Annotated in this window: 20 protein-coding genes and 2 pseudogenes; 2 read left to right on the plus strand and 20 right to left on the minus strand. The window is 47.5% G+C overall.

The annotated features are described in order from the left end of the window. Positions 1-123: 123 nt before the first annotated feature. The 6 genes from AC0YNT_RS17475 to AC0YNT_RS17500 are packed head-to-tail and all read right to left on the minus strand — an operon-like array spanning position 124 to position 5,919. Positions 124-693, minus strand: a complete 570-nt coding sequence (locus AC0YNT_RS17475) for a hypothetical protein (protein ID WP_475805796.1) — start codon at positions 691-693, stop codon at positions 124-126. Positions 694-720: 27 nt separating this feature from the next. Beyond that, the gene (locus tag AC0YNT_RS17480) at positions 721-1,794 is read right to left on the minus strand and encodes an SGNH/GDSL hydrolase family protein (protein ID WP_475805797.1); all 1,074 of its coding nucleotides are present in this window, start codon (positions 1,792-1,794) and stop codon (positions 721-723) included. A 23-nt stretch (positions 1,795-1,817) separates the two neighbouring features. Continuing rightward, entirely contained in the window at positions 1,818-3,410 is a 1,593-nt protein-coding gene (locus AC0YNT_RS17485) for an MBOAT family O-acyltransferase (protein WP_475805798.1), read from the minus strand. Between the two features lie 9 nt (positions 3,411-3,419). Further along, positions 3,420-3,650 carry a phosphopantetheine-binding protein gene (locus tag AC0YNT_RS17490; RefSeq protein WP_475805799.1) on the minus strand — a complete coding sequence of 77 codons (231 nt, stop codon included), beginning with the start codon at positions 3,648-3,650 and terminating at the stop codon, positions 3,420-3,422. A 4-nt stretch (positions 3,651-3,654) separates the two neighbouring features. Beyond that, positions 3,655-5,172 carry an amino acid adenylation domain-containing protein gene (locus AC0YNT_RS17495; protein WP_475805800.1) on the minus strand — a complete coding sequence of 506 codons (1,518 nt, stop codon included), beginning with the start codon at positions 5,170-5,172 and terminating at the stop codon, positions 3,655-3,657. A 12-nt stretch (positions 5,173-5,184) separates the two neighbouring features. After that, positions 5,185-5,919 (minus strand): transglutaminase domain-containing protein, encoded by a 735-nt coding sequence (locus AC0YNT_RS17500; RefSeq protein WP_475805801.1) that lies wholly within the window; start codon positions 5,917-5,919, stop codon positions 5,185-5,187. Positions 5,920-6,348: 429 nt separating this feature from the next. On the opposite strand from AC0YNT_RS17500, the gene cuyB reads away from it, so the two are divergent. Continuing rightward, positions 6,349-7,098, plus strand: a complete 750-nt coding sequence (gene cuyB / locus AC0YNT_RS17505; RefSeq protein WP_475805802.1) for a cysteate racemase — start codon at positions 6,349-6,351, stop codon at positions 7,096-7,098. A gap of 135 nt (positions 7,099-7,233) precedes the next feature. On the opposite strand, the pseudogene AC0YNT_RS17510 reads toward cuyB, so the two are convergent. The 14 genes and pseudogenes from AC0YNT_RS17510 to AC0YNT_RS17575 form a co-directional block, all read right to left on the minus strand. After that, positions 7,234-7,590: pseudogene (locus AC0YNT_RS17510) on the minus strand (response regulator transcription factor); the annotation flags it as partial. A gap of 77 nt (positions 7,591-7,667) precedes the next feature. After that, positions 7,668-8,390: an aspartate/glutamate racemase family protein gene (locus AC0YNT_RS17515; RefSeq protein WP_475805803.1), complete on the minus strand. Its 723-nt coding sequence runs from the start codon at positions 8,388-8,390 to the stop codon at positions 7,668-7,670. A 525-nt stretch (positions 8,391-8,915) separates the two neighbouring features. Beyond that, on the minus strand, positions 8,916-9,074 hold the full coding sequence (locus AC0YNT_RS17520) for a hypothetical protein (protein ID WP_475805804.1): 159 nt from the start codon (positions 9,072-9,074) through the stop codon (positions 8,916-8,918). Positions 9,075-9,104: 30 nt separating this feature from the next. After that, positions 9,105-9,170: pseudogene (locus AC0YNT_RS17525) on the minus strand (hypothetical protein); the annotation flags it as partial. A gap of 306 nt (positions 9,171-9,476) precedes the next feature. After that, positions 9,477-11,453, minus strand: coding sequence for a YjhG/YagF family D-xylonate dehydratase (locus AC0YNT_RS17530; RefSeq protein ID WP_475805805.1), 1,977 nt, complete (start codon positions 11,451-11,453; stop codon positions 9,477-9,479). Between the two features lie 22 nt (positions 11,454-11,475). Further along, positions 11,476-12,936, minus strand: coding sequence for an alpha-ketoglutaric semialdehyde dehydrogenase GucD (gene gucD / locus AC0YNT_RS17535; RefSeq protein WP_475805806.1), 1,461 nt, complete (start codon positions 12,934-12,936; stop codon positions 11,476-11,478). Positions 12,937-12,952: 16 nt separating this feature from the next. Further along, the gene (locus AC0YNT_RS17540) at positions 12,953-13,861 is read right to left on the minus strand and encodes a fumarylacetoacetate hydrolase family protein (RefSeq protein ID WP_475805807.1); all 909 of its coding nucleotides are present in this window, start codon (positions 13,859-13,861) and stop codon (positions 12,953-12,955) included. A gap of 98 nt (positions 13,862-13,959) precedes the next feature. After that, on the minus strand, positions 13,960-14,715 hold the full coding sequence (locus AC0YNT_RS17545) for an IclR family transcriptional regulator (protein ID WP_475805808.1): 756 nt from the start codon (positions 14,713-14,715) through the stop codon (positions 13,960-13,962). 218 nt (positions 14,716-14,933) lie between these two features. Then, positions 14,934-15,443: a DinB family protein gene (locus AC0YNT_RS17550; protein WP_475805809.1), complete on the minus strand. Its 510-nt coding sequence runs from the start codon at positions 15,441-15,443 to the stop codon at positions 14,934-14,936. 233 nt (positions 15,444-15,676) lie between these two features. Continuing rightward, positions 15,677-17,374, minus strand: a complete 1,698-nt coding sequence (locus AC0YNT_RS17555; protein ID WP_475805810.1) for a response regulator transcription factor — start codon at positions 17,372-17,374, stop codon at positions 15,677-15,679. A gap of 2 nt (positions 17,375-17,376) precedes the next feature. Continuing rightward, positions 17,377-19,029, minus strand: a complete 1,653-nt coding sequence (locus AC0YNT_RS17560) for a sensor histidine kinase (RefSeq protein WP_475805811.1) — start codon at positions 19,027-19,029, stop codon at positions 17,377-17,379. 155 nt (positions 19,030-19,184) lie between these two features. Further along, positions 19,185-20,063, minus strand: a complete 879-nt coding sequence (locus tag AC0YNT_RS17565) for a carbohydrate ABC transporter permease (RefSeq protein WP_475805812.1) — start codon at positions 20,061-20,063, stop codon at positions 19,185-19,187. A gap of 11 nt (positions 20,064-20,074) precedes the next feature. After that, the gene (locus tag AC0YNT_RS17570) at positions 20,075-20,935 is read right to left on the minus strand and encodes an ABC transporter permease (protein WP_475806061.1); all 861 of its coding nucleotides are present in this window, start codon (positions 20,933-20,935) and stop codon (positions 20,075-20,077) included. Positions 20,936-21,044: 109 nt separating this feature from the next. After that, positions 21,045-22,778: an extracellular solute-binding protein gene (locus AC0YNT_RS17575; RefSeq protein ID WP_475805813.1), complete on the minus strand. Its 1,734-nt coding sequence runs from the start codon at positions 22,776-22,778 to the stop codon at positions 21,045-21,047. Between the two features lie 1,052 nt (positions 22,779-23,830). Between AC0YNT_RS17575 and AC0YNT_RS17580 the strand changes: the two genes are divergently transcribed. Next, positions 23,831-24,127: a spore coat protein gene (locus tag AC0YNT_RS17580; protein ID WP_475805814.1), complete on the plus strand. Its 297-nt coding sequence runs from the start codon at positions 23,831-23,833 to the stop codon at positions 24,125-24,127. Positions 24,128-24,188 lie beyond the last annotated feature (61 nt).

Here is a 24,188-nt window from a genome sequence, read left to right on the forward strand (position 1 = left end):
ATGACCGGACTTTAACCGGCTAGAAGATACGATACGTGCCTCTGGGCACGCCTTCAACAAAAAACGCCATCGAGGGAATCACTCCCGCCCCGATGACGTCTTTACTTATGGATACGAATCCGATCAAATTTTGGCCAAATACTCGATCGAGGTCACTTGATCATTTTCGATGACGAACCGCAATTGGGACTTGCCTTGGTCATAGACGTACAAATTCAAGTTGTTGGTGAACTTGTCGCCGTAGGCTTTGATCACGTCGCTTTTCTTGTTGAACAAGGTGACGCCTTCCTTGGTGGCCACCGTATCGTCGAACAGAATGACGGACGCGATATAATCGACGCCGTCCTTCTCGTAGGCATACACGTCGAAACTGCTGTATTGGTAAATTTTATTGAGTCCCGGGAAAGCGCAGGCTTGCGATTCGAAATAACTTTGCGGTTTTCCCAGCTGCTTCAAGATCGGCGCCGCTTCGGCATGCATCGGAATCGGGATGCCGCTTGCCTCAAACACGAAGCCGTCTCCGCTTGCTTGTTCAGGCGTCTCGGAAGCCGGGGTCGAAGCAGCCGGCGAAGTAGCGGCTCCTTCCGTCTGCGTCAATGCGCTAGGCGACGTGGATCCCTCCTCCGTCGGTCTGTTCCCACAACCGGATAGCACTAATAGGAGGGCGATCAGCCCTATACTTGCTTTTTTCAACGTAAACACTCCTTCATCCATTCGTTATCACGTTTCGGCTTTATAGCGTTTCAGGTATCCGTATTTCTCTAGCTCGTCCAATTGATCCTGCTTCATCCAATCGTAAAAGTCGATTTTCTTTTGCCAGATCCCACTCCAAGTTTCGTCGGTACGATGATCTTGCAGACGGTACGTATCCGCCAGGAATGCACCGAAGTACGTAGCCAGCTTTTCCGCTCCGTATACGTTCAAGTGCAGGCCTGCGTCATAGGTATCCGTCTGCAGGTGGATTCCGGCATCCTCCATGTGCTTGAGAAAATTGATGTAGGTTAAATCGTGGGCTGCGGCGTACTGCTCCATCTGGGTATCCCACTCGTCGTACCAATGCGGGTAGATCGTCGGCGCTTTGACCAATACGAGTTTGATTCCGTTTTCCTTGCACAATTCCGTCAATCGATCCAAGTAACTATAAGCGTTAGAACCGAAACGGTAATCGGGCAGCCTCGGCGCTCTCGGAACTCTCCCCGCCGGCTTCACGTCTACCCGCATATAATACCCATTGTGGAACAACTTCTCCTTGCCGAACAACAAGTTCGTGAAGTCGTCTTCGCTTAATTGATCCCATCTGGAATGAAAACGCAATAAGGGCGCAAGGTAATCGACGAGATGCTCGTTGTTCATCATGGACGCTTGAATGCTTTTCAGCTTAATTGCCGAGAGTTCCATCCCATCCAGCGTCATACGGTTATACTCTTCTTTTTGCGGTTCATTGTACTGCATGGCGAGAACGTTAAAGACGACGACTTTCGGCTTCTTGTATTTCAGCGTCTCTTCCAGCAAATAGTACGACTGCCAGATCAACTGTTGCGCGCTTCCGCGGATATAGCTCGTAATCCCGTATTTCTCCCACAGCGTAACCGGCGAGAAATTCTCGTACACTTCGCAGTCCCCGAGGAATATAACGTCGAAATCCTTGCGGTCTTCTTTGTAATATTCGCCGACGAGCGAACCCTCGACGATGCCGGATACGTATTTGGGCATCAGCAGGCGTTGCAGTACATACAACGAGCCGAGCAGCAAAACGATCGCGACCGCTCCGATTATAAGCTTCTTTCGTACCAATGTCCCATCTCCCTCCTTAGAAATCAGAACTGATTATAGATGAATTGCTTCGCGTCATAGCCGACGCCGTAAGCGCCGAAGACGAGGATCGAGAGGATCAGCATGCCGTAAAGCGAATACCTTACGCCGATCGGCTGCGCCGCTATCTTCTCCCTCACGCTTCCGCTTCTTTGAAGCAAGCTGACGATTCCGACGACCGTTAGGCTCGACAGGATCAAGACGTAGTGACTTAAAGAGATGCCCAGATGAAGCAACGAACCGTCGAATAAGACTTGATAATTGAAGGTCGTGAACATGGAACCGAACATCCTGAACGTCAGCGGTACGTCCATGTAACAGTCGAACAGCCGGATCGAGCTCATCAGCAGCAGCGTCCGCACGACTTGGAAAGCGCGGAATCCGAACATATGCTTCACTTTGAACTTCCCATGGAACCAATCGTAGAACGGTTCCAGTTCTTGCGAGATAAGAATGATGACGCCGTTGGCCAGTCCCCAAGCGATGAAGTTCCAACTAGAGCCGTGCCAGATGCCGGTGGCGAACCAGGTCGTTAAAGTCGCGAGATACACAGGCGCTCGTTTGCCGATCGCGTTGCCAAACCGCCGGCGGGAGAACTTCGACAGGGCAAGCATCGGCTTCGAGACGGACATCGGGAAGAAAACGTAATCCCGGAACCAAGCGCCCATCGAAATATGCCATCTGCGCCAGTAATCCGTGATCGACTTGGCGAAATACGGTCTGCGGAAATTTTCCTGAACCGTGACGCCGAGCACCTGGGCAATCCCGATCGTAATATCGATACCGCCGGAAAAGTCGGCCAACAGTTGAAACGCGTATAACAGCATGCCAACCAACACGTACGCACCGTTATAGTGATCGGGATCGTCGATAATCGTCCGAACGGCGACCATCAGTTGATCGGCGATGACCAGCTTTTTGAAAAATCCCCATGCGATTCGCTGCAAGCCGAACTTTACGTTGCGGCTGTCGAAGGCGTGCGGGCCGTACAACGTCTTGCCCAATTGATCGAATCGGCTAATCGGTCCTTGTATGACTTCGGGGAAAAAGGAAACAAACAACGCGAACTTGAACAAATTGCGCTCCGGCGGAAATTTGCCCCTGTAGACGTCGATCAGGTAAGCCGCGCTCTTGAACGTATAGAAGGAAATACCGAGCGGAACGGCGATCGTCCAGAAGGAAATGCCGCCTTCGCTTCCGAAAGCCCGGGCGATGAGATTGATGTTCGCGATAGCGAAATCGGCGTATTTGACGAAAGCAAGAATGCCCAAGGCCACGAACAAGGCGAGTAGCATCGGGATCCGTTTTCTTGCTTTCATCTTGGATTTGTATTCGTTGATCTGGGGCTTGGCCAGTTCGTGCTTATGTTCCAGCAAATACGCGGATTCGGTCTGCACCAAGTCGCCGATTCGGCGTCCGGCATAATAAACGCAAACCGTCGTCGCCGCGATATAAGCAAGAAATTGAAGCCCGGATAGCGCATAGAACAAATAGCTGGCGCCCAGAAGCAATACCCACTGGTATTTTCTCGGAATGATGTAATAAACGACGAACAAGGCAACGAGAAAGAGAATGAAACCGTATGAGGTGAAAAGCATGGTCTCCCCCTATAAATCGTCGGATAGTCTGATGATTAAGGCGTACAACGACTGGGCGGAATTGAAGTTATCTGGCGTGATTTCCTCCACGGGAATCGTCACGCCGAATTCGCCGTCGATCTCCGCAAGCAGCGTGACGATGTCGAAAGAATCCAACACTTTATCCTTGATTAACGTATCGCATTGACGAAAATCGACGTCAGGGTGCATATCTTCTAATATTTTCAATAACTCATCCATGTGCTTAACTCCCTTTCTTGACGCAAGCTTCTTTGAGGTAAACGCGATCGATTTTTCCGTTTGTCGTGAGCGGCATTGCGTCTAACGGCTCAATCCGATTGGGAATCATATACTTCGGCAGCAGCAGCTTCAGTTCCTTGACGATCGATCTGGCGTCCGTTTCGCCTACGAAGAATAAGACGATCTTCTCCGTGGTTTTGTCGTAAACGCAGCAAGCGCTCTTGATGCCTTCCAGCCGACTGACGTTCGCCTCGATTTCTCCGAGCTCGATGCGATACCCCATATGCTTGATCTGGTAATCTTTGCGCGAGACGAACATCAGCTCGCCGTGCTCGTTGTATTTGCCCAAATCCCCTGTCCGGTAGATCAGTTCGGGATACAGTGCGTTCAACGGATTTTGTACGAAGACTTCGTTCGTCTTGGCGAAATCCCCGTAATAACCTAGCGTCAGGCAAGTGCCCCGAATGCAAATTTCTCCGGCTTCCCCGGGAGAGGCTTCGCGATCGTCCGAACCAAGCAAGAGGATCTCGGTATTCCGAAACGGCCTGCCGATTGGTAAAATCTCGTGTTCCTCGAACGCCCGTTCCACCTTGTAGTAACACGACATGCCGGTCGCTTCGGTAGGCCCGTATAAGTTAACGAACTTCGCGTTAGGCAACGCGCTTTTCCACAGATTGAATTGTTTCACCGGGAATACTTCGCTGCCGAACGCAACGGTATGCAGAAATTCCGGAACCAGCTTGTCCAGCACTTTGAAGGAAGAGATCATCGTTAACGCCGATACGACCCAGCAAACGGTGTTTATGCGATACTCGTTCAGGAACTCCACCAATTTGAGCGGGAACATAAACAGGCTCTTCGGGATAATGTACGTCGTCGCTCCGAACTTCAGGGTCGGGAATAGTTCTTTAAAGCAAGCATCGAGATACAGCGGCGTCTGGTTCCCGAATATCGTGTCTTCGCTTAGCGAAAGCACGTCGGATAAGTTTTCGATATAATCGATGACCGATCGATGGTTGGCGATGACGCCCTTCGGTACCCCCGTTGAGCCGGACGTGAAGACGACGTACAAAGGATCCGTGTCCAAGGCGGAAAGGCGTATTCGGGTTAATGCCTCATCGTCGACAGGACCTTGAATGAGGTCGTCGAACAGATGAACGTTCCCTTGAAAATCGCTGGCATCGGCGGTTTCCTTCGTCGACTCATCGCAGATGATCGCGCTGGGATTTATCTTCCGAACGATTGTCTCGATGCGGGTGTGGGGCATCTCGTCGTCGAGAGGCACGTAGAAATTGCCGCTGTAGATGACGCCGTAATAAGCCGCGATCGCTTTCGGACTCCTGTTCATGAATACGACGATCGGTTGCTTTTGCAAATGGTGCCTGTTCAGAAATGTGCCGATCGCTCTGGACTGCCCGTACACATCCTGGAATGTAAGGCCGAATTCGTCGTTCGCGTAAGCGATTTTGTCCGGTACTCTTCGTACCGTATGCTCTAAATATTCCATGACGTTGAACTGCATTGGCAACCCTCCTTATTTAAGATACTTGCTTCTTTCTTTGAGCGGTTTGGTCGGCGTTGCCGGATGTTTGGTCTTATCGAATAGGTAGTAGTTCTTAAATTGCTTATTGAATAACGCCAGCTCTGCGTCCGTAAGTAGGAAAGTCGTATTCTTCTTGATCGTGGGAGTGGTATCGAAGTGATACCAGGCGTCTTCGACTTTGACTAAGCTCCAGAAATGTTTCGTTTTTCTGCCCTTGTCCCGGATCACGGTTTGCGTTTCGAAGCCGCTTCTCTCCATCAGCATCCTTGCGGTGGCATAGTAGACGAAGCAGTCGCCCGTACCTTGTTTAAACCCTTGAAGCGCGCCTTTTCGCCAATCGGTGTGGCTGGAACTGTCGACATAGCCGACGTTGTACTTCGTCCATTTGAAGATTGCCCATAATTTGTCGACCTCCGTCATGTCTTTCGTCACGATCTTGGCGAGTACGGTATCCGCCAGTTTATTCAGTTCGTCTTCGTTGACCGGGCTCGCAGGCTTTACCTTGACCGTTACCGAAGCCTCCGCTTGGGCAACGTTGCCTCCGGCGTCCTTTGCCTTATACGTAATGTTGTAAACGCCGACTTTCTTTAGGTTGACGCCGCTCGTGTCTACGACCAAAGTGACGTTCGCATCGTGATCATCCTTAACGGTTACGCCGGTTTTGTAGGAAACGCGGTCTCCGATAAAGACAGTTACATTTTTGACTCCCGTGATTTTGGGCGGCACCGTATCAGCCTTGGTGTCCGGCGTGGCAGCAGACGTTGTAATCGGTGTGGCGGTCGGCGTGCCTGTGGGCTTGGTTTCCGTCTTTGTATCCGCCGATATCTTGTCGATCGAAGTCCAAATAACCAACGCGGCAATAAGAACGAAGGCTACTCCTAAGATAATCTTGCTACGTTTAGTGCCTCTAGTTCGTCTAGTGCGCATGCGGCAACCCCATTCCTGTGGAAACTTTACGAATAATTGCAATTCATTTTCAATATACTATGGCCAAAACCGGATTTTGGGATTCAAGAATTTTCATTTAATTGAAAAATTCGGATAGGATTTTAGTTTAAATTTAGCTTAATTTTCAATTGTTTCGTCTCGCTATGCTTCCCGAATCCTCATAGCATAAGTACATGAAAAAAGATTAAAATACAAAATAAGGTAGATATGATGAAACAATCCAAATTAGGCGTGATCGGCGGGATGGGACCGAAGGCGACATCCGTTTTTTTCGACAGAGTTATTAAATTCACCGATGCGGAAGCGGATCAGGAGCATATCGACATGATTATTTTGAATCATGCGTCATTGCCGGACCGAACGAGCTCGATCCTTGAGCGGAAAGATCAGCAATTCCTTCGGCTGATCCAAGCGGACATCGCGCTGCTCGAGCATGCGGAAGTGTCGAACATCGTGATGCCTTGCAATACGGCGCACCGTTTCTTCGACGACATTCAAGCCATGACGGCTATTCCGATCGTCAACATGGTAAGAGAAACGGTCGAACAACTGCTCGCGAAACATAAAGCGAATCGTAAAATCGGCATACTCGCGACCGACGCTACTCTTCAAACCGACATCTATTCGGATGTCCTGCGGCAATACGGCCTTGAGCCGTTCATTCCGAGCCCGAGCATGCAACAAAGCATTATGAGCATCATCTATGAAGATATCAAAAAGACCGGATATTCGGATGCTCGTGTGCTCGAAGGTATTGTGAAGGAGATGCTCCAGCGGGAGAAATGCGACGGCGTCGTTCTCGCGTGCACGGAATTATCTTGCATAGAATTAGGCGAATCCGTGCGGCCTTACTTTATCGACGCCTTGGACGTGCTCGTGCACCGGTCCATTACGTTGTCCGGCGGTATGACCAAGCCCATGCGCGCCGAACGGCTGTTCATAGAAAAATCTTCCTAGCTTATCCCCCCGACGCGTCCTTCCCTTCGAGCCTATACGCCAAATAGTCTTTCTCAATGAGCATCGTCTTGAGCCGTATCTCCAATTACGGTAGGATGTTCGATGCTCTTCTTCCCCCTACTTTTTTGTAAAATTTATCCTTCGGTACAGTGCCTTTACTCGGGCCAGCACCTCCATGATATCAAAGGGTTTGGTCATATAATCATCCGCACCTAATTCCAGGCCACGTACCTTGTCTACAATATCGTTTTTCGCGGTCAACAAAAGCACTCCCGGCCGTTCTTTCTGAAGATTAAGCTTACGGAAAACCTCATATCCGTTCATTTTAGGCATCATAATATCAAGAATAATTACGTCGGGTTTAAATACTATTGTTTTTTCTAGAGCTTCCTCCCCGTCAGCAGCGGCTCTGACCGTGTAGCCTTCTCTCTCAAGCGCAAAAGTTATGGCACTAGAAATGCTGAAGTCATCCTCTACAACAAGTACTTTCATCCTACTTAAACCCCTTTTGAACAAACTCTTGACTCCATTAAATGATTGAAGAATGATATCTTGCCGTAATGCCTGTATTATGCAAAATCAGAAGCTTTAACTCTTTTGCCCGAACGAAGAATGGATTGCTCCACGAGTACATCCATAGCATCAATGCAATATCTTTTAATATTCTGCCGCAATGGTATACTTGATAATTCCGTGCAAGCAATTACGACACAGTCACAACCGAAGTCGCCCAGCAGCAGCTCTATTATATCTTCGATTTCTGCTGGTTTAACTTGTTGATTCTGCTTCAGATTCTTATAAATGATACTCATAATACGTTTCTGTATTTCTTCATTCGGCTTGTATAGTTCAAGATTGAAATTTTCACATTCTTTGCTATATATTCCGTTATGCAAGGTTCCATCGGTCGCCAAAATCCCCACTCTACTTCCTGGTCCAAACTTATCCGCCACAAGCTTAAGTGTCTCGTTGACCATATTTATAATCGGAATCGTGGTCATTTCCTGCATCTCATTATAAAAGCAATGTGCTGTGTTACATGGTATTGCAATATTGGACACACCGGCATTATGTAGGAGAGCCATATCTTTAGATATTTTATCTAAGAATAGAGCTTCTTCCTTCTTCCGAAGAACATCGGTCCGGTCAGGAAGACTTGTATGATTGAGAATAATGATGTTAATGTGATTCTGATCCATATCCGCATTCGTTTTGTTTATTATTCTTTCAAAAAAAACCGAGGTAGCTTTGGGACCCATTCCCCCAATAATACCTAAGCTCCCATGTTCCATCTTCGTTCACCAACTTAGCCGCATATGCGGTAATATTCTATTATCTTTTTAATAAGGAGCAGTAAGATTTCCGGCAGTGTCGCCAGTACAGCTCGAGTTAATTGCGAACTTAATCGCATCCTTGCGATCCACTACAACATGATAAGGATGAATCGGCGTATTACGAAGCCTACTTCGCCATCCTTTTCACTATGCTTTCCCCCTCTTCACTGTCATCTGCATGAAAGCCAAACACAAGAATGATGCGCCCCGTTGTAAGAGGTCTGAGGAGTAGTGTTAATATTGCTGATCGTTTTTCACCAATACCGCCCCCAGCTCTTAGTTCTGTATGCCATATCACTTTAGTTCAGCTAATAGGACTAGACTAATCATGCAAAAAACATATCTCAAAAGTGTATACAGAATGTAACTTTTTTGTAACATTTAAATTAATGTGATCAATGCTTTCAAAATCAAAACAACCTTAGTCCGGCGAACCGCCGAGCTAAGGTTGTTTTTCAATTCTATATTTACTGCTTTGCTTTACTACGATGCTCCACGGCGAGAAAGAACCTGTTTCACATGCTCGCTACCTGCTGCTTGATTTGGAAGTTTAGCCCCTGCTTGGACGAAGCTTTCCGCTACCTCGGCATAATTCCCGTCAGGGTTTTGAATATGAAGCGATCCCCAGATACAACTGTTCAACGAGTTCCCCCCGAATTCATTTAGGACATCCACAGAGGCACCATGATCTAGGAGCAGCTGGACGATCTTACCATTACCTTGTCCCGCGGCATGATGAAGGGCTGTAAAGAAGCATTTCGGAAAAAGTAACTAGCATGGAATAGTAAACAATGAAATATATTCCTGTTCCAAAGGACGGTTATTTGTCATACCTTTTTTCAGTATATCATCTCTAGAAACGGCTATTAACATTTAGATATTGACAAGCTATTAGCTGGAATAGCGAAAAGAAACTGCCGCTCATGTCCGGCAGCCTCTTCCCGGTCGTTATTGAAATATCGTCCCTCGATAGTTCAATCGGTCTTTTTCTTTATCTCATTAAAAATATGCGTACTATGGCGTCAATCTGCATGCGGCGTCGACTTATTCCCGGGAAAGCGCATCCATACCGGCCGAGAGGACCTCAAGGATTCTGTCCACATCATATACGCAGCCCTTCCAGGTGCCTCCGCTTACAGCCTGAAGCGCAGCCCACAGCCGGGTATCGTCCGGCAGCGCAGGATCCTCAGCCAATTCGGGATGCTGCGGCCTAGAGGCCAGTATCCCGGTTCCTACCAGCTCGGTCTCCGGATAGTCGCCGCAGCCGACCATATGGATGGTGCCGTCCAGCCGGCGCGTATCGATCCGGATGTCGATCCAGTCTCCCGTGCGCAGCCGACCTACTGGTCCTCCAGCCAGCGCCTCCGGTCCGATATGACCGATACAGGCGCCAGTGGATACGCCCGAGAACCTAGCATCGGTTAGAAGGGATACCTGCTTGCCGTGAGGCAGATGTTTCAGTGCCGATGTCAGCTGGTAAGTTTCTTCCATGCCCGTTCCGGACGGTCCGCGGCCGATCAGCACCAGCACGTCGCCCGCTACGATTCCGCCCATCTTGATAGCGCGAATCGCCGAACGCTCGGTTGTGAACACTTTGGCTCGCCCAACATGTCGGAAAATGCCGTTCCCGTCGATGACGGCCGGGTCAATGGCAGTCGATTTGATGACCGCCCCTTCCGGTGCCAGATTGCCGGTCGGGAAAGTCACCGTTGAGGTCAGTCCTGCCTTTTTGGCCAATTCCGGGCTGTAGATGACACTGTCCGGATCGATTCCGTCCTGCTCCAGCAGATAGCTGCGCATCCGACTGCGGCGCTCCGAGCCTTCCCACCAATCGAGCACTTCGCCCAGTGTTGATCCCGTCACAGTGAGTACCCGATCGTCAATGACACCGAGACGCCTCAGATGAAGCATGACTTCCGGAACACCGCCTGCTAGAAAGACGCGGACGGTCGGATGGGGTATCGGCCCATTCGGCAACACGCTGACAAGTCGCGGAACGCTGCGGTTGATCGCGGTCCAGTCACCTGCGTCTGGAATCGACAGGCCTGCGGCGTGCGCGATCGCAGGGATATGGAGTAGCAGATTCGTGGAACCGCCGAATGCGGCGTGGACCGCCATAGCATTTCTGATAGCGGCATCGGTCAGCACATGGGCAGACGTGATGCCCTGCTCCGCCATGGCCGCCGCGGCGCGAGCGGATTGGCGCGCCATCTCTTCCCAGACAGGTTGGCCGGAAGGAGCGAGTGCCGCGTGGGGCACCGTCAAGCCCAGCGCCTCGGCCACCACCTGCGCCGTTCCCGCGGTTCCAAGGAATTGGCAGCCGCCGCCCGGTGTAGCACAGGCGCGGCAGCCGAGGTCCGCCGCTTCCTCCAAGCTGATTTCCCCATGGGCATACCGGGCACCGATCGTCTGGATCTTACCCGCATCCTCCCCTGATGTCGGCGGCAGCGTTACGCCGCCTGGTACGATGATAACGGGGAGATCGCGCATGCTGGCCAGAGCCTGCATCATGGCCGGCAGTCCCTTGTCGCAGGTCGCCACTCCGATAACGGCGGAACGGGTAGGCAACGAGCGCACCAACCTCCGAACCACGATCGCCGCATCGTTACGGTATGGCAGCGAGTCAAACATCCCCGTTGTCCCCTGGCTCCGCCCATCACAGGGATCACTGACATAACCGGCGAAAGGAATATGGCCTGCACGGGTCAGTTCGTCCGCGGCGGCCTTCATGAGCATCCCTATTTCCCAATGACCGGTATGATAGCCCAGAGCCGCGGGACTCCCATCCTCGTTCCGAATGCCTCCCATCGTTCCCATGATCAATACCTGTTTCCCGCCGAGACGGCTTGGGCTCCAGCCCATGCCGACATTTTGTGTCAATCCGAAGAGATCGCCACTCGGCGCATGAAGCAATAGGTCTGACGTCAGCGGGAGCTTGCCTTCCGGCCCAGGCGCATGTGTTTTCACGGAGAAGAAGGTCCCTTCGTCTCCGCCCATTATGGTTCTTATCTGCTCGTTCATCCCGAATTGCCCCTCTCGAAGGCTATGGCTTAATGAATACGGTCTTGATGGAGGTGAAGAATTCAATTGCAGCCTGCCCCTGCTCGCGTGAATGCGAGCTGGACTGCTTCATCCCGCCGAACGGTGCCTGAAGCTCCACGCCAGCCGTTTCGGCATTGACCCTGACCAGCCCAGCTTCCATATCCTGAACGAAAGTCAGTAAATTGCCGATATTACGTGTATAGATAGAAGCGCTGAGACCGAATTCGGTATCGTTGGCGACCCGGATGGCTTCTTCCAGACTACCCACCCGGATGAGCGATAGTACGGGGCCAAAGATTTCGTCTTTTGCAATCGCCATATCCGGCTTCACCTCGTCGAATACGGCAGGCGTTACATAGAAGCCGTCAGCGAGCTCCGGCTGGCTCGGCCGTTCACCACCGATAAGAAGCCGAGCTCCTTCCTCTTTCCCTTTGCCGATATAGGACATGACGGTATCGAGCTGGTTCTCGTTAGCGCATGGGCCGAGCCAGGTGCCTTCCTCAAGTCCGTCGCCGACCCGCAGCTCCGCTACCTTGGCCACCAGCTTTTCCCTGAAAGCTTCATAAACGTCGCTAACGACAATGACCCGGCTGGTCGCCGTGCACTTCTGGCCGGTGGAGCGAAGCCCGCCGCTGATCGTGGCTTCCGCGGCAAGCTCAAGGTCGGCATCCGCAGCCACGATGACAGGGTTCTTCCCCCCCATCTCTAGCTGGTATTTCGCCCCACGCGCGAGCGCTGCCTGCCCGACCCGCTTGCCAACCGCATTGGAGCCGGTGAATGTGACGCCGTGAACGCCATTGTGCGACGCGATACCGCTGCCGATTACGCTGCCGCTGCCAACAATCATGTTCACCACCCCGGCCGGGAATCCAGCATCATGGAAGCATTGCATAATAAGTGATGCCGTAACAGCGGTTTCTGTAGCCGGCTTCCAGACCACCGTGTTGCCGAAAATAAGCGCGGGAGCCATTTTCCAGACGGGAATGGCAACCGGAAAGTTCCAAGGCGAGATGACGCCTACGACGCCAAGCGGCACCCGTGTCGTGAACATGAGCGCCTCGGTGTCGGTTGAAGGGATGACGTCTCCAATTTTGCGCATGCCTTCGCCAGCATAATAGCGCAAGATCGCTGCGCCGCGCACCGTTTCGCCTTTGGCTTCAGGCAACGTCTTCCCCATCTCGCGCGTCATCATTCTTCCGATCTCCTCCTGCCTGGCCTCGAACAGGTCCGCCGCCTTGAACAGCATAGCTCCCCGTTGCGCTCCGGTCAGCTTCCGCCAGGAAGCACGAGCCGCTTCGGCAGCGGCTACGGTATTGTCCAGATCGGCCTCAATCGAATCGGACACATGGCCCACCACTTCTTGTTTCTTTGCGGGGTTGATGCTCGGAATCCGTTTGCCGGACAGTGGAGCCGTCCATTCTCCGTTAATATAATTGTCAATTGTTCTGGATTGTTCGCTCATGAACACTCTCCCTTTCCTAATTGGTTTGATAGGACTGCTGCGTCAGCTCATGCTTATAGACAGCCGTATTAGCCAGAATGCCGATACCCTCGATTTCGATCTCAATGTGGTCGCCCGAATCGAGGGTAAATTGATTAGGCGGAACAAGGCAGGTACCGGTAAGAAGTACGGTTCCATCATAGAGCTCGTTGTCGCGTTTCAGGAACGATACCAATTCCTCAAGCCTGCGCTTCAGCAAGCCCGTGCTTGCCCGCTCGTCAACGAGCTTCTCGCCGTTGCGGTAAATCCGGCACACGATCTGCAGCGCATAGGGATCCGTCACCGTTTCGGCCAGTCTGACCGTTGGTCCAATCGAGCAGGATCGGCTCCATACCTTGGCCTGTGGCAAGTACAGCGGATTCTCGCCCTCAATGTCTCTGCAGCTCATGTCGTTGCCGGCTGTATAACCGATGATCATCCCTTCTCGATCCAGCACAAGACCCAGCTCGGCCTCAGGAACCTGCCAATTCGAATCGCTACGGAGACATACTTGCTGTCCTGGTCCTACGGTACGCGCAAGGGTCGATTTGAGGAACAACTCCGGCCGCTCTGCGTCATAAACTTTGTCGTAGAACGTCGTGGCATCCAGCTTTCCTCCCGTTGCCTCATAATTCCGCGCTTCTTTGCTTCGCAAATAAGTAACGCCTGCCGCCCATATCTCCGGCGCGTCAACGGGCGTCAGCAGTTCGAGTTCTTCGAGCGAGAAAGCGATTGCCGTCTTCCCAGCAATCTGGTTGGATACATGCTCGGCGGGAGACAAGCCCTTAGCTCTTGCTTCGGCAACCAATTCCATGAGGTTCGACGTTTCCAGTCGATAGACGGCCCCTTCATCTGTCAAAGCGCCTAATCGGGATAACGATGATTCCATGTAACGAACGATACGCATACATTTCAACTCCATCATTGTTTTATATTATAAAACTACGTTCTCATATTAGGACAAAAATCCGCACATGCCATGCACATGTGCGTGAGAACGCGGTCTTACAATCGGCCAAGCGATTTGGAAATACTGTTCGCGGTTCGTACGACAAGCGCGGCGAACTCGGCGAATTCCTCATCGTTTACAGTGGATACCATTGTGGAGATGCTGACGGCTGCGGATACTTGACCGCTGTGATCATACACCGGGGCGGCCGTGCAGCGCACTCCCGGCTCGTTCTCCTCGCAGTCGTATGAAACACCCTTATATCGCACGAGCTCAAGCTCGGCGCGCAAATCGGCTTCGTTCGTAATCGTATGCGGTGTCTGGACTTGGTAGTGATAAGAGGCAAGTATACGATCTAGTTCGGGCTCAGGCAAATAGGAAGCAAGTACTTTGCCGACCGCACTGCTGTGGAGAGGGACACGTCCGCCGATTCGGGAATAACGAATGGCGGCTTTCGCCCCTTCTACCTTATCGATATATACGCCTTCCGAGCCGTCCAGGACGACAAGATGCGCGGTTTGCCCCGTCTCCTGCGACAGCTGCATCAGATGTGGGCGCGCAATCTCACGGATGTCGAAGCTCTGAAGCAGCAGCTGCCCCTTTTCCAGTAGACGCATGCCCAGCCTATATTTGCCCGACTCTGCAGCCTGCTCGATATACCGGTGTAGTTGAAGGGTCTTGAGCAGCGAATGAACAGTGCTCTTGTGAAGCTGCATTTTTGCGCTGATTTCGGTGATTTTCAACTCTCTGTTTCGCTCGTCGAACAGGTCCAGAATGGACAGCGCCCGATCGAGCGACTGGATGATCGGCATGAGTTCTGTCTTCCTTCGAGTTTGATATTATAGAACCATATTCTATAATATCAATTTTACCTTTTTTTTCTTGGTGCTGTCTATTACTTTGTTTGACGACTCTCTCCACCACAAATTAAATAGCAAATTAGTGTTCATATATCTTTTTGTCAAGATGTCTACTCAAAATAATTCGCTAGAATGAACGGGGCGGGAAGGGTGCCATAAACTAAGGACGACTAACTCAAGTAACGATCTCGGATGATCCCCATGTGATGAAGCTCGTGTCCTGCGATGCCGTAAGCGAGGGCGCGCGCCGTAATGCTTACGTTGTTGGCTGTGCCCTTGCTCGACCACGCCTCGGTCGGCAACCCGTGTAGCAGTGTGATCGTCGATTGCCGTACGGCCCGGTAGTCTTCGGCCAATTGCGCGGTTGTCCAGCTTCCGAAAGGAGGAATGAACAATTCCTGGTCGAAACCGGGCAGAGGTGTCTGATCCCCTCTTGCAAATCGGAGCAGGCGGTAGGTCATGACGCGTTCACTGTCTGCGATGTGGCCCACGACTTCTTTCAGCGTCCATTTTCCTTCCTCATATCGATAGGCGCTCTGACTTTCGGTCAACGATGCCAGCAGCCGGGTCATTTGCTTTTCCTGGGCGAGCAGAATGTCGATGATGTTGCCTTCCGGCACCAACCGGATATACTCGCCGACGTCCCCGGCATATTCTTCTTCAGACGGTCTTTGGTTCATGCGTAATCACCTTTCTATGAAGATATAGAAAACTAAAATGCTCTTTCCAATGCTCTACCGCGATTTTTTTGCGAAATTCCTAACTTCGGCATGTCTAATGAATTCGCGTAAGAATAGTTCGCCGATAGCTTAATGAGATTCCTATCGTACAATGATTCCGGAAGTTATCTTCATATTTGCTGCATACGTCAGAAAGACAGAATATACTTCGTGCCATAGATACGGCGATTAGCTCACTTAACCCTCAACACGTTTGAATCTCTATATTCTTGCGGTGAGCAGCCTGTTGAGCTTTTGAAGAACCTTGTAAAGGAGGTGGCTGATTCATAACCTACTTGTCTGGCAATCTCATGTATTTTAATGTTTTCATTCACTAACAATTCTTTGGCTCTTTGAATTCTGGCTGCATCAATGAATTCCGTTAAGTTTTTTTTCGTTTCTTGCTTAAATATTCTTGATAAATAAGATGGGTTTAAATACACTTGCTCAGATAATCTAACAAGAGACAAATCCTCACCGAGATGTGAAACTATAAAATTTTGAATAAACGAGATTACATTATCAGCCCTTCTTTTTTGCTCTAGCTTTTGAAGCTCAAAAACACATACGGAAAGCTTTCTTATATAAGTAACTGCATCGCCCCAACGACAAAAATTAGCCGTATTGACAACCTGGATTTCACCTATCTTGCTGATAACCTTATCACGCAATCCCCAACGATTCATATAGGACAATAAGCACATCGAAATGGAACAATACACTTGCTGGGCAACCAGATTATTTTTATTTTTTATCAAGCTTAAAGGCAGCAAAATTTGCTCCAGCTCTTCAAAATACTTATCCTTTTGCCCCGATTCTAAATATTGCTCTATGAAAGTAATCAAATTTGTAGTTGTAAGTGACAGTAATGTTTGCTCTGCTTCAAATTCCTCATCGTTAGAGCATTCCGCTTTATTCTCCGCTGCACCAGTAGAGGGCACTTCATTATCCACTAACAATATCGTATTCTCTGTTCCAATTCGGTAATTCAATAAGGAGTGCAAAGCATTATATTGTTGCGAGATATCATTCCATGTCGTCGGCTTACTGCCAACGGTAAAGCTGATAGAATGATTGAGCTTATCCTGACAGCTTTGCTGGACGGACTCAAGCATTCCCTTTATGTAGTGTAAAGTATGGACGTAATCCTCTGTAGCCGGACTTACCTTTTCCTTCGGTTGTATAAGTATCGTAAATCTGAAATGATCGTCTAAAATAATGACGCATTTCAAATTAGAGGTTAGATATCGCTTAATCATTTGTCGAACAGAGTAAATTTGCTGTATTTTCTCTAAATAGTTATCGTCTTTGAGTGATAGATCATCTAATTTACCTACAACTAGGATAACCGGAGCTTCATCCGTAATAGGCAGAGAAAGCTGGTCAAATTGTTCCTTCGTTGCCTTTACCATGGAGCTCCCCTTTAATAAGTTAAGCAGATAACCTTCCTGAAACAGCTCCAATGCTATGTGAATTTTTTCTTTGGCTTCTCTAATTAGATCACCCGTTTTGATTTCCTTACGGATTTTGAACACCGTCTCCTCAACAACTTGTATCACCTTATCTATATCTTCCAGCTTCAGAATATAGCTTACATCGGGATGTTGGATCGCTTTATAGATATAGCTAAATTCGCTGTGTCCCGTTAAAAAGATGATTTTGCATTGCGGCCACTGTTTAAATATTTCATCCATGAGTTGCAGCCCGTTAATATTCGGCATATCGATATCCGTTAACACAATATCCATGCGTGTGCGATGCAGCCATTCTATCGCTTCTTCGCCGCTATATGCCTTATACACGTCAAGCGATAAGTGGTCCATCCCTCTAAATACCTCAAATAAATGATTAACTATAATTTCCTCGTTATCTACAATCAAAAGTCTTAACATGGCTACTCCCTCAGCTTAGCATTAATTTGCAATCTGACTAATAATCCGCCCAGCTCACTTCTTGCTACCTGCAGCCCATGCTCCTCACCATAGATCAGTTGCAATCTTCGATGAATATTGTTCAGCCCCGACGATTCGCTGCTGTGTGCTTCCATGAATTGTTTTTCTAGATCTAGCAATTTTCCATCGGTTAATTGCTTTCCATTATCCTCGACAAAAATCGATAGCTTATCATCTGTCGTTTGAAAATAAACCCGAATGGTGACGGGGCCCTTTGAATGCTCTACCGCATATTTAAACGCATTTTCGATAATTGGCTGCACGATTAATCTAGGGACGCTGATTTCCTTAAATGACGGCGGACAGTCTTCAAATTCAATCGTCAGCTTGCTTGGATAACGCATTAACTGAATATCGGCATAGGTTCTTGCGTGCTCAATTTCCTCATACAAAGAAATAAAGTCGGAATCATTTTTCGTAATAAACTGAAAATACTCCCCTAATAGCTTGGTGAAAGGAATCAAATTCTCATCCTTTACTTTCGCCATCATGTTCATTAAGAAAAAGCTATTGTATAAGAAGTGGGGGCTAATTTGAGATTGAAGGTGCTTTAACTCCGCTTTTTGTTCAAGAATTTTGTGCTTATACACTTGATCAATGAGATTCGACACGTTCTGAACCATAGAGTTAAACCCTTTGTTTAAGTAATCAAATTCATTGTTTTGATTCACTTCCACTTTGACATTGAAATTACCCTTTTCAACGCTGCGGAACGATTTCACAAGCTCCTTCATCGGACGTTGAATTAACTTGTAGGTATAAGCGTAGATAAAAATGACAAGGACGAGTACAACCCCCGTAAATACCCATAACCACACGTAAAATCCTTTTGTCGGAATCAGTACAGCATCTTTAGGTATGAATCGAAACAGAACCATATTTAAGTATTCGGATTTCTCCGCGATGATGAACGTGTCGCCGTGACTAATCACTTCGCCAATTTTGAATTCGCTTTCATTTCTTGCGAACGAATGAACGACATCGTCGAACATGTGATCCTCGTCGCTATATATCGTTAACCCGTTTGTTAGATCCAGCAAAATGGACCGGCTGTCGGGATAAGTATCGAACTGCTTTAATGCTTCCCGGAATACTTCCGTATTTAATTCGATTTCGATCATAAACAAGGGGCTTAACCCCATGTTGCCCGACAGAAATGTACTGAGATGAAGGTTCCCATTATACATTAATAATTGAGCGCCCTTCATCCCTTCCGGAATTCTTAATGCTTCAAATTTCTCCCTATTCAAAGCGCCCACCGATTTCTTGGAGGAAATGGTCTTTTGTATAGGGTAAATATGAGCGCTAACATTCGAAATATAAGCATTACTATTTTGTATGGATACCAGGCGATGATGCAGCTTTCTCATACTCTCCATCTTTTCGTAATCGTCCATAATCGTATATCGTATCGCAAGTTTATTTAAATCCTCATCATTTAAAACATCGTATTGCAATATTTTTATACGATCAATTTCTGCCTCCAGCCCCTCTAAATAAAAGGTAACCTGAGCCGTCGTTGATTTGTAAATTTCATCTTTAACCGTCTTTAAGCTCCAGTTGTACATATAGATCCCTAAAGCGACTATGACCACGATGGCTGCTAAGAATGTAGCAATTAATCTAACAAAAATGCTAGATTTAATTGTACCCCCCTCCTTTTAGTTCTTTTACTACATATTAACAAAAAAACCGAGCATAAAACATGACTATTTGTTTCATCGCAAGCGGCGTGTTAGAAGGCTCGCCCTCAGCCCTTAACACTGCCCAAAACCATGCCCTTTACAAAATATTTCTGTAAAAAAGGATACACGCAGATGATCGGTAGAGCACCTAAAAAGATTTGTGCGGACTTTAACGTTTTATCGGAAATTTTAGCCATTACTTTCGCTTCTTCAGGCGTTAATGTCGTAAATGATTTTTGCACTACAACCGTTTGCATATAGCTTTGCAGCGGATAATTGCTTGGATTATTCATATAAATCAATCCATCAAACCAGCTATTCCAATGACCGACCAATGAAAACAATAAAATCGTTGCAATAGCCGGCATAGATACCGGAATATAGATGCTCCATAACGTTCTCCAATGGCCAGCTCCGTCAATAAATGCGGATTCGCTTAATTCCTTTGGTGTTTGTCTAAAGAAATTCAAAAGGACGATAACACTAAATACAGGTACAGCGCCAGGCAATATTAAAGCCCAAACCGAATCGATAAGCCCTAATTCCTTGACCAGCATGTAGGTTGGGATTAAACCGGCACTAAAAATCATCGTGATGAAAAAGGTCCATGCGTAGAAGGCTCGTAGACTAAAGTCTTTCTTTTCCTTGGATAACGGGTAGGCAATCGTCGTGGCTAACAATACATTAATTGCGCCGCCAAGAGCGATACGCTGCAGGGATATAAGCATGGAGTCCCAAAATGCTTTACGCTGAGCAACAAATTCATAAGAGGTTAATGAGAACTCTTTTGGCCAAAAGGTTACCGTACCGGTAGACGCAATTGCACTTGATGATAAGGATATCGCTAAAATATGAATCATCGGAAGCACGCAAACCGCGGCGACCAAAATGAGAAAGATATTGTTAATGACTATAAACCAGTCTAGCTTTTTTTTGATTTGCATTCCCATACCTCCTAAAAGATTCGATAATCGGCAAATTTATAAGCAAAAAAATACGAGGTCGAGACAAGGATCAATGCAATGACGGATTTAAACAAACCGACTGCTGTAGCTACGCCAAACTGCGCATCCAATAAACCAATCCGATAGACGAACGTATCGAGTATATCTCCACTCTCATAGACCATCGGGCTGTACATATTGAAGATTTGATCAAAGCCTGCATTCAGAAGATTCCCTAAGCTCAAGACCATCAATAATACGATAACCATCTGGATGCCGGGTAAGCTAATGTGTATCGTCTGCTTCCAACGATTCGCCCCATCCATTTGAGCCGCCTCGTACAGATTCGGATTAATCCCGGTTAACGCAGCAAGATAAATAATCGTTCCGTAACCAAAATCTTTCCACGTATCCGTTACGATCATCGTATACGGGAACCACTTATTGTCACCCAAAAAGAATATGGAATCCAAGCCAAGCTTATTAATCAACGTATTAATAAGTCCATTTGTTGGGGACAGGATATCGATAAAGATGCCGCCTAATACAACCCATGAGAGGAAGTGCGGCAGGTATATCGCCGTTTGAATGCTGCGCTTCATTAGTACATGCTTCATTTCGTTTAACAGCAACGCAATTACGATGGGAACAATTAAGCCCAATATGACCTTCAAAGACGCAATATAAAAGGTATTCCACAAAATATTGTCGAAATTGGGCAGGCTCATCACATATTTAAAATTCTTTAAACCGACCCATTGTTGATCGCCAAAGAGCCTTTTAGCCGGAATAAAGCGTTGAAACGCTATAATAATGCCAGCCATAGGAACATAGCTAAATAGGATGATGAATAGAAACCCTGGCAAGATCATGAGATTTAACGGCAATTCTCTTTTTAACTTTTTTATATTCAGCTCAATCACCTTCTCCTATGGATTAAGAAAATGGAAAGCAAGGATGCTCCTTGCTTTCCATAACGTGTTATTTGTTTGATGCGTACCACTCATTGACTTCTTTCGTGATGTCTGTTCCGCCAACTTTATACCAGTTGTCTACGAATTTATCAAAATCATCCAAAGGCACCGCACCCATAATAATTTTGACGAATGTTTCTTTTTCCAATGCCTCTAATGTGGATTTTCTTTCAGCCATCGTTTCTGTCGGTGGACCGGCAAACGCTTCATACTTGAATCGTTCATTATCCATATAATTAACCCCATGCCTGTAAACGCCTTCTGCTCCGTAGATCTTAGGCCAGCCCCATTGAGAAGCATCCCCATCTTCGAAAGCTTTAATATTGCGATAAATAGCTAATGCTTCACCCGTTAAGCTGTCAAAACTATTATTTTTTCTAGCCTTTTCGATTTCTTGGAAAGCTCGAATGTTTTTAAATGCTGACGCCGGCTGTACTGGGGAATACTTCCATACCCCTACACTATCATTTGCTGCCGGCATGTAATAGTAGTCAAAATCTCCTGTTTCACCCCAGTTAAGCTCCACGTGTAAATTGAACATTTTGATAAGCGCCTCGGGATTAGAGAATCCCTTTCTTACTACCCAATAGCTGTCGGCTTGGAATCTTTGCGGAGAAAGGGCCGGTTTGCCGTCTACAGAAACAAGAGCATAACCTACCCAGTTGGCATTTGGATCATTTTGATAATTGCTGATGAGCGGATACATGGGATTCCATTGAGCGCCAAAATCAATGCCGATTTTACCGGCTGCAATACTCTCGGCTACTTTACCACCGTCTTTAACCCCGAACTCTTTATCAAGCTGACCTGCCTTATACATCTCAGAAAGCGCTTTCAATGATTCCTTAACTTCAGGTAGCGTGCTGCCCCAAACTAATTTTCCTGAGCCGTCATCAATCCACATATTCGGATACGCATGATAGCCCCCAAAAAATCCTTCCAAGCCCATTGCACCGCCGTATAAATCTTTTGTTAGTGCTAAGCCATACGTATCATTTACCTTGTTACCGTCCGGATCCTGTGTTGTAAACGCTTCAGATATTTTCAGCACATCCTGCAGGGAGGTTGGCTCAGGAAGCTGTAATTTGTCTAACCAATCCTTGCGGATCCATAAATAAACACCATCACCGTAAACGTCAGCCTTACCAAGCCCCACAATCTTTCCGTTAACTGCAGCAGAATTAAGCACAGCCGGTCCTTGTTCAGCGTAAAGTTCCTTTAGATCATCCGATGCGTACTGCTCCCAATATGGCGTTAAGTCCTCGATTAAATCCGCTTCGGCTAGCTGCTTCATTTGCGCTGGCGTTACGCGAAGCATATCTGGCAAGTCACCCGACGTTAGCGTAACGTTCATTTTTTGGGTGTAAGCATCGCCGGTGCTAACCGTCCAGTCATACTTAACATTAATGCCCAGCTTCTCAGAGAATGCTTTCAACCATCTGTTGTTTTCAATCGTTTCTCCGGGAGTTTTAGGAATGATATTATCTTGCGTGTCATTGTCAACATCTCGAGTAAAGCGAATCGTAAGCGGCGTTTCATACTTGCCGAACGGATCAGTATCTCCGGAAACCGCTTCCTTCGGTTCATTGTTGCCCGTACTACTGTTGTTTGCAGGGCTTTGAGCTCCAGTATTCGTTTGTTTCTCGGGTGAATTGGAGCTGCATGCTGAAATAAAGCCAGTTGTGAGCATCAGCGATATCAGAAGAAGTATTGCTTTTGAAGACGGTTGATTTTTCTTCACCTTAAATCCCCTCTCATATAGTGTTTAATACTTAACACATTTTAAATTCTATGTTACTTTTTACTAATCGTATATTTTCAATTTGTTACTTCATTATCATCTCTTTACTCCATGCCATTTCCCTATGCTTTCACTTTTTTAGATCGTTATCATTTTTTTACCTTCTTTCGTCTAACGCACGCATGCCCGTTTCACGTGTGCGAACAATACGCTTCGTATCTATCTTCTGCACATCCCTTCCACGTTCCTCCACTCACCATGCCTGGTTTCGAAAGATGGGGTAATCGCTAGTCTAGCGTTTCCACATGCATACACAGGTAAATGCAATAAGACCCCGTGCAGAATAAGTAATAGTTGAAAAATAAATATTCTTTTTCACATAATTATTGAACGTTGTTATTCCATTTATTGAATAGTTTTGTTTCTTTATCGCTTCTTTACGCTTTTATCTGATAACCAGTTGGACAGGTTAAACCAGTAGCGCCCGGTTGGTTCCATGCCAATAATGAGCTTCTTTAATCGATGTTTCTGCTGTAATTCACTCATCCATCGACTCAGTTTTTCAAACGCTTCAATACTGTTGGAAAATGAGAGATGGAAGTACAGTCTGGCGTTTGAGAATTTCGCGCGTCGTTGTAGCTTAATTTTCCTTTCGTTGGATTTGATCCAACGAAAGCGTTCTTGAGCGTATAGGTGCTGAGTGTATGTTGGATTCCCTCCAGTAACTTTCACTCATCATGAGCTGTATTCCGCCTATGCGCTGGATTCTGCTGGATAGAATCCAATGCAGCTAGGTTACTTGGTACGGATGCACCATTCTGTTGGATAAAGTACAGTCTGGCGTTTGAGAATTTTGCGCATCTGTTGTAGCTGGAGGTTCATGAAATAGCTGCGTTTAAGACGGTTTGCGTAACTAAAGCCAAAACCATGCAAGCTCTGGTAACCGACCCGGAACTCATGCAAATTTTGCAGAAATATGTGCAATTATCACAGCAGCAGCTTCAGGAGCTCGGTGGAGTGCTGTCTAAAGTAACCCAATAGGAGATAAAAACATGAACATAATATTAGAACACATGACAGGGCTTCATACGCTGACCGATGACGTGATCGCAATGGATTTTTTTATGAATGCCAAGAGCGGTGTCAGAAACTACGCCATGGCCGTGACCGAATGTACCACACCCGAAATCAAGCAAATGTTGATGAAACAGCTCGACGAAGCCATAGACTCCCATGAAAAGATAACAGCCTACATGATGCAGCGAGGCCTATACCATCCCTACCATATTTCAGAGCAAATTCAGCTCGATTTGAAAAACATTCAGACCGCTATGAACATTCCGTCCTGACACGATATTTAGTCCCGGCAAAACGCGCAAAACCACTAAGGTTCAGGCGCGTTTTTGTTTA

It is taken from the genome of Paenibacillus sp. J22R56 (assembly GCF_056269375.1).

What these genes read in the sequence shown, in the direction of transcription:
- AC0YNT_RS17485 (WP_475805798.1), bottom strand. Translation starts at nt 3,410, where the DNA reads ATGCTTTTCACCTCATACGGTTTCATTCTCTTTCTCGTTGCCTTGTTC.
- AC0YNT_RS17490 (WP_475805799.1), bottom strand. Translation starts at nt 3,650, where the DNA reads ATGGATGAGTTATTGAAAATATTAGAAGATATGCACCCTGACGTCGAT.
- AC0YNT_RS17495 (WP_475805800.1), bottom strand. Translation starts at nt 5,172, where the DNA reads ATGCAGTTCAACGTCATGGAATATTTAGAGCATACGGTACGAAGAGTA.
- cuyB (WP_475805802.1), top strand. Translation starts at nt 6,349, where the DNA reads ATGATGAAACAATCCAAATTAGGCGTGATCGGCGGGATGGGACCGAAG.
- AC0YNT_RS17515 (WP_475805803.1), bottom strand. Translation starts at nt 8,390, where the DNA reads ATGGAACATGGGAGCTTAGGTATTATTGGGGGAATGGGTCCCAAAGCT.
- AC0YNT_RS17530 (WP_475805805.1), bottom strand. Translation starts at nt 11,453, where the DNA reads ATGAACGAGCAGATAAGAACCATAATGGGCGGAGACGAAGGGACCTTC.
- gucD (WP_475805806.1), bottom strand. Translation starts at nt 12,936, where the DNA reads ATGAGCGAACAATCCAGAACAATTGACAATTATATTAACGGAGAATGG.
- AC0YNT_RS17540 (WP_475805807.1), bottom strand. Translation starts at nt 13,861, where the DNA reads ATGCGTATCGTTCGTTACATGGAATCATCGTTATCCCGATTAGGCGCT.
- AC0YNT_RS17545 (WP_475805808.1), bottom strand. Translation starts at nt 14,715, where the DNA reads ATGCCGATCATCCAGTCGCTCGATCGGGCGCTGTCCATTCTGGACCTG.
- AC0YNT_RS17550 (WP_475805809.1), bottom strand. Translation starts at nt 15,443, where the DNA reads ATGAACCAAAGACCGTCTGAAGAAGAATATGCCGGGGACGTCGGCGAG.
- AC0YNT_RS17555 (WP_475805810.1), bottom strand. Translation starts at nt 17,374, where the DNA reads ATGTTAAGACTTTTGATTGTAGATAACGAGGAAATTATAGTTAATCAT.
- AC0YNT_RS17565 (WP_475805812.1), bottom strand. Translation starts at nt 20,063, where the DNA reads ATGCAAATCAAAAAAAAGCTAGACTGGTTTATAGTCATTAACAATATC.
- AC0YNT_RS17570 (WP_475806061.1), bottom strand. Translation starts at nt 20,935, where the DNA reads ATGATCTTGCCAGGGTTTCTATTCATCATCCTATTTAGCTATGTTCCT.
- AC0YNT_RS17580 (WP_475805814.1), top strand. Translation starts at nt 23,831, where the DNA reads ATGAACATAATATTAGAACACATGACAGGGCTTCATACGCTGACCGAT.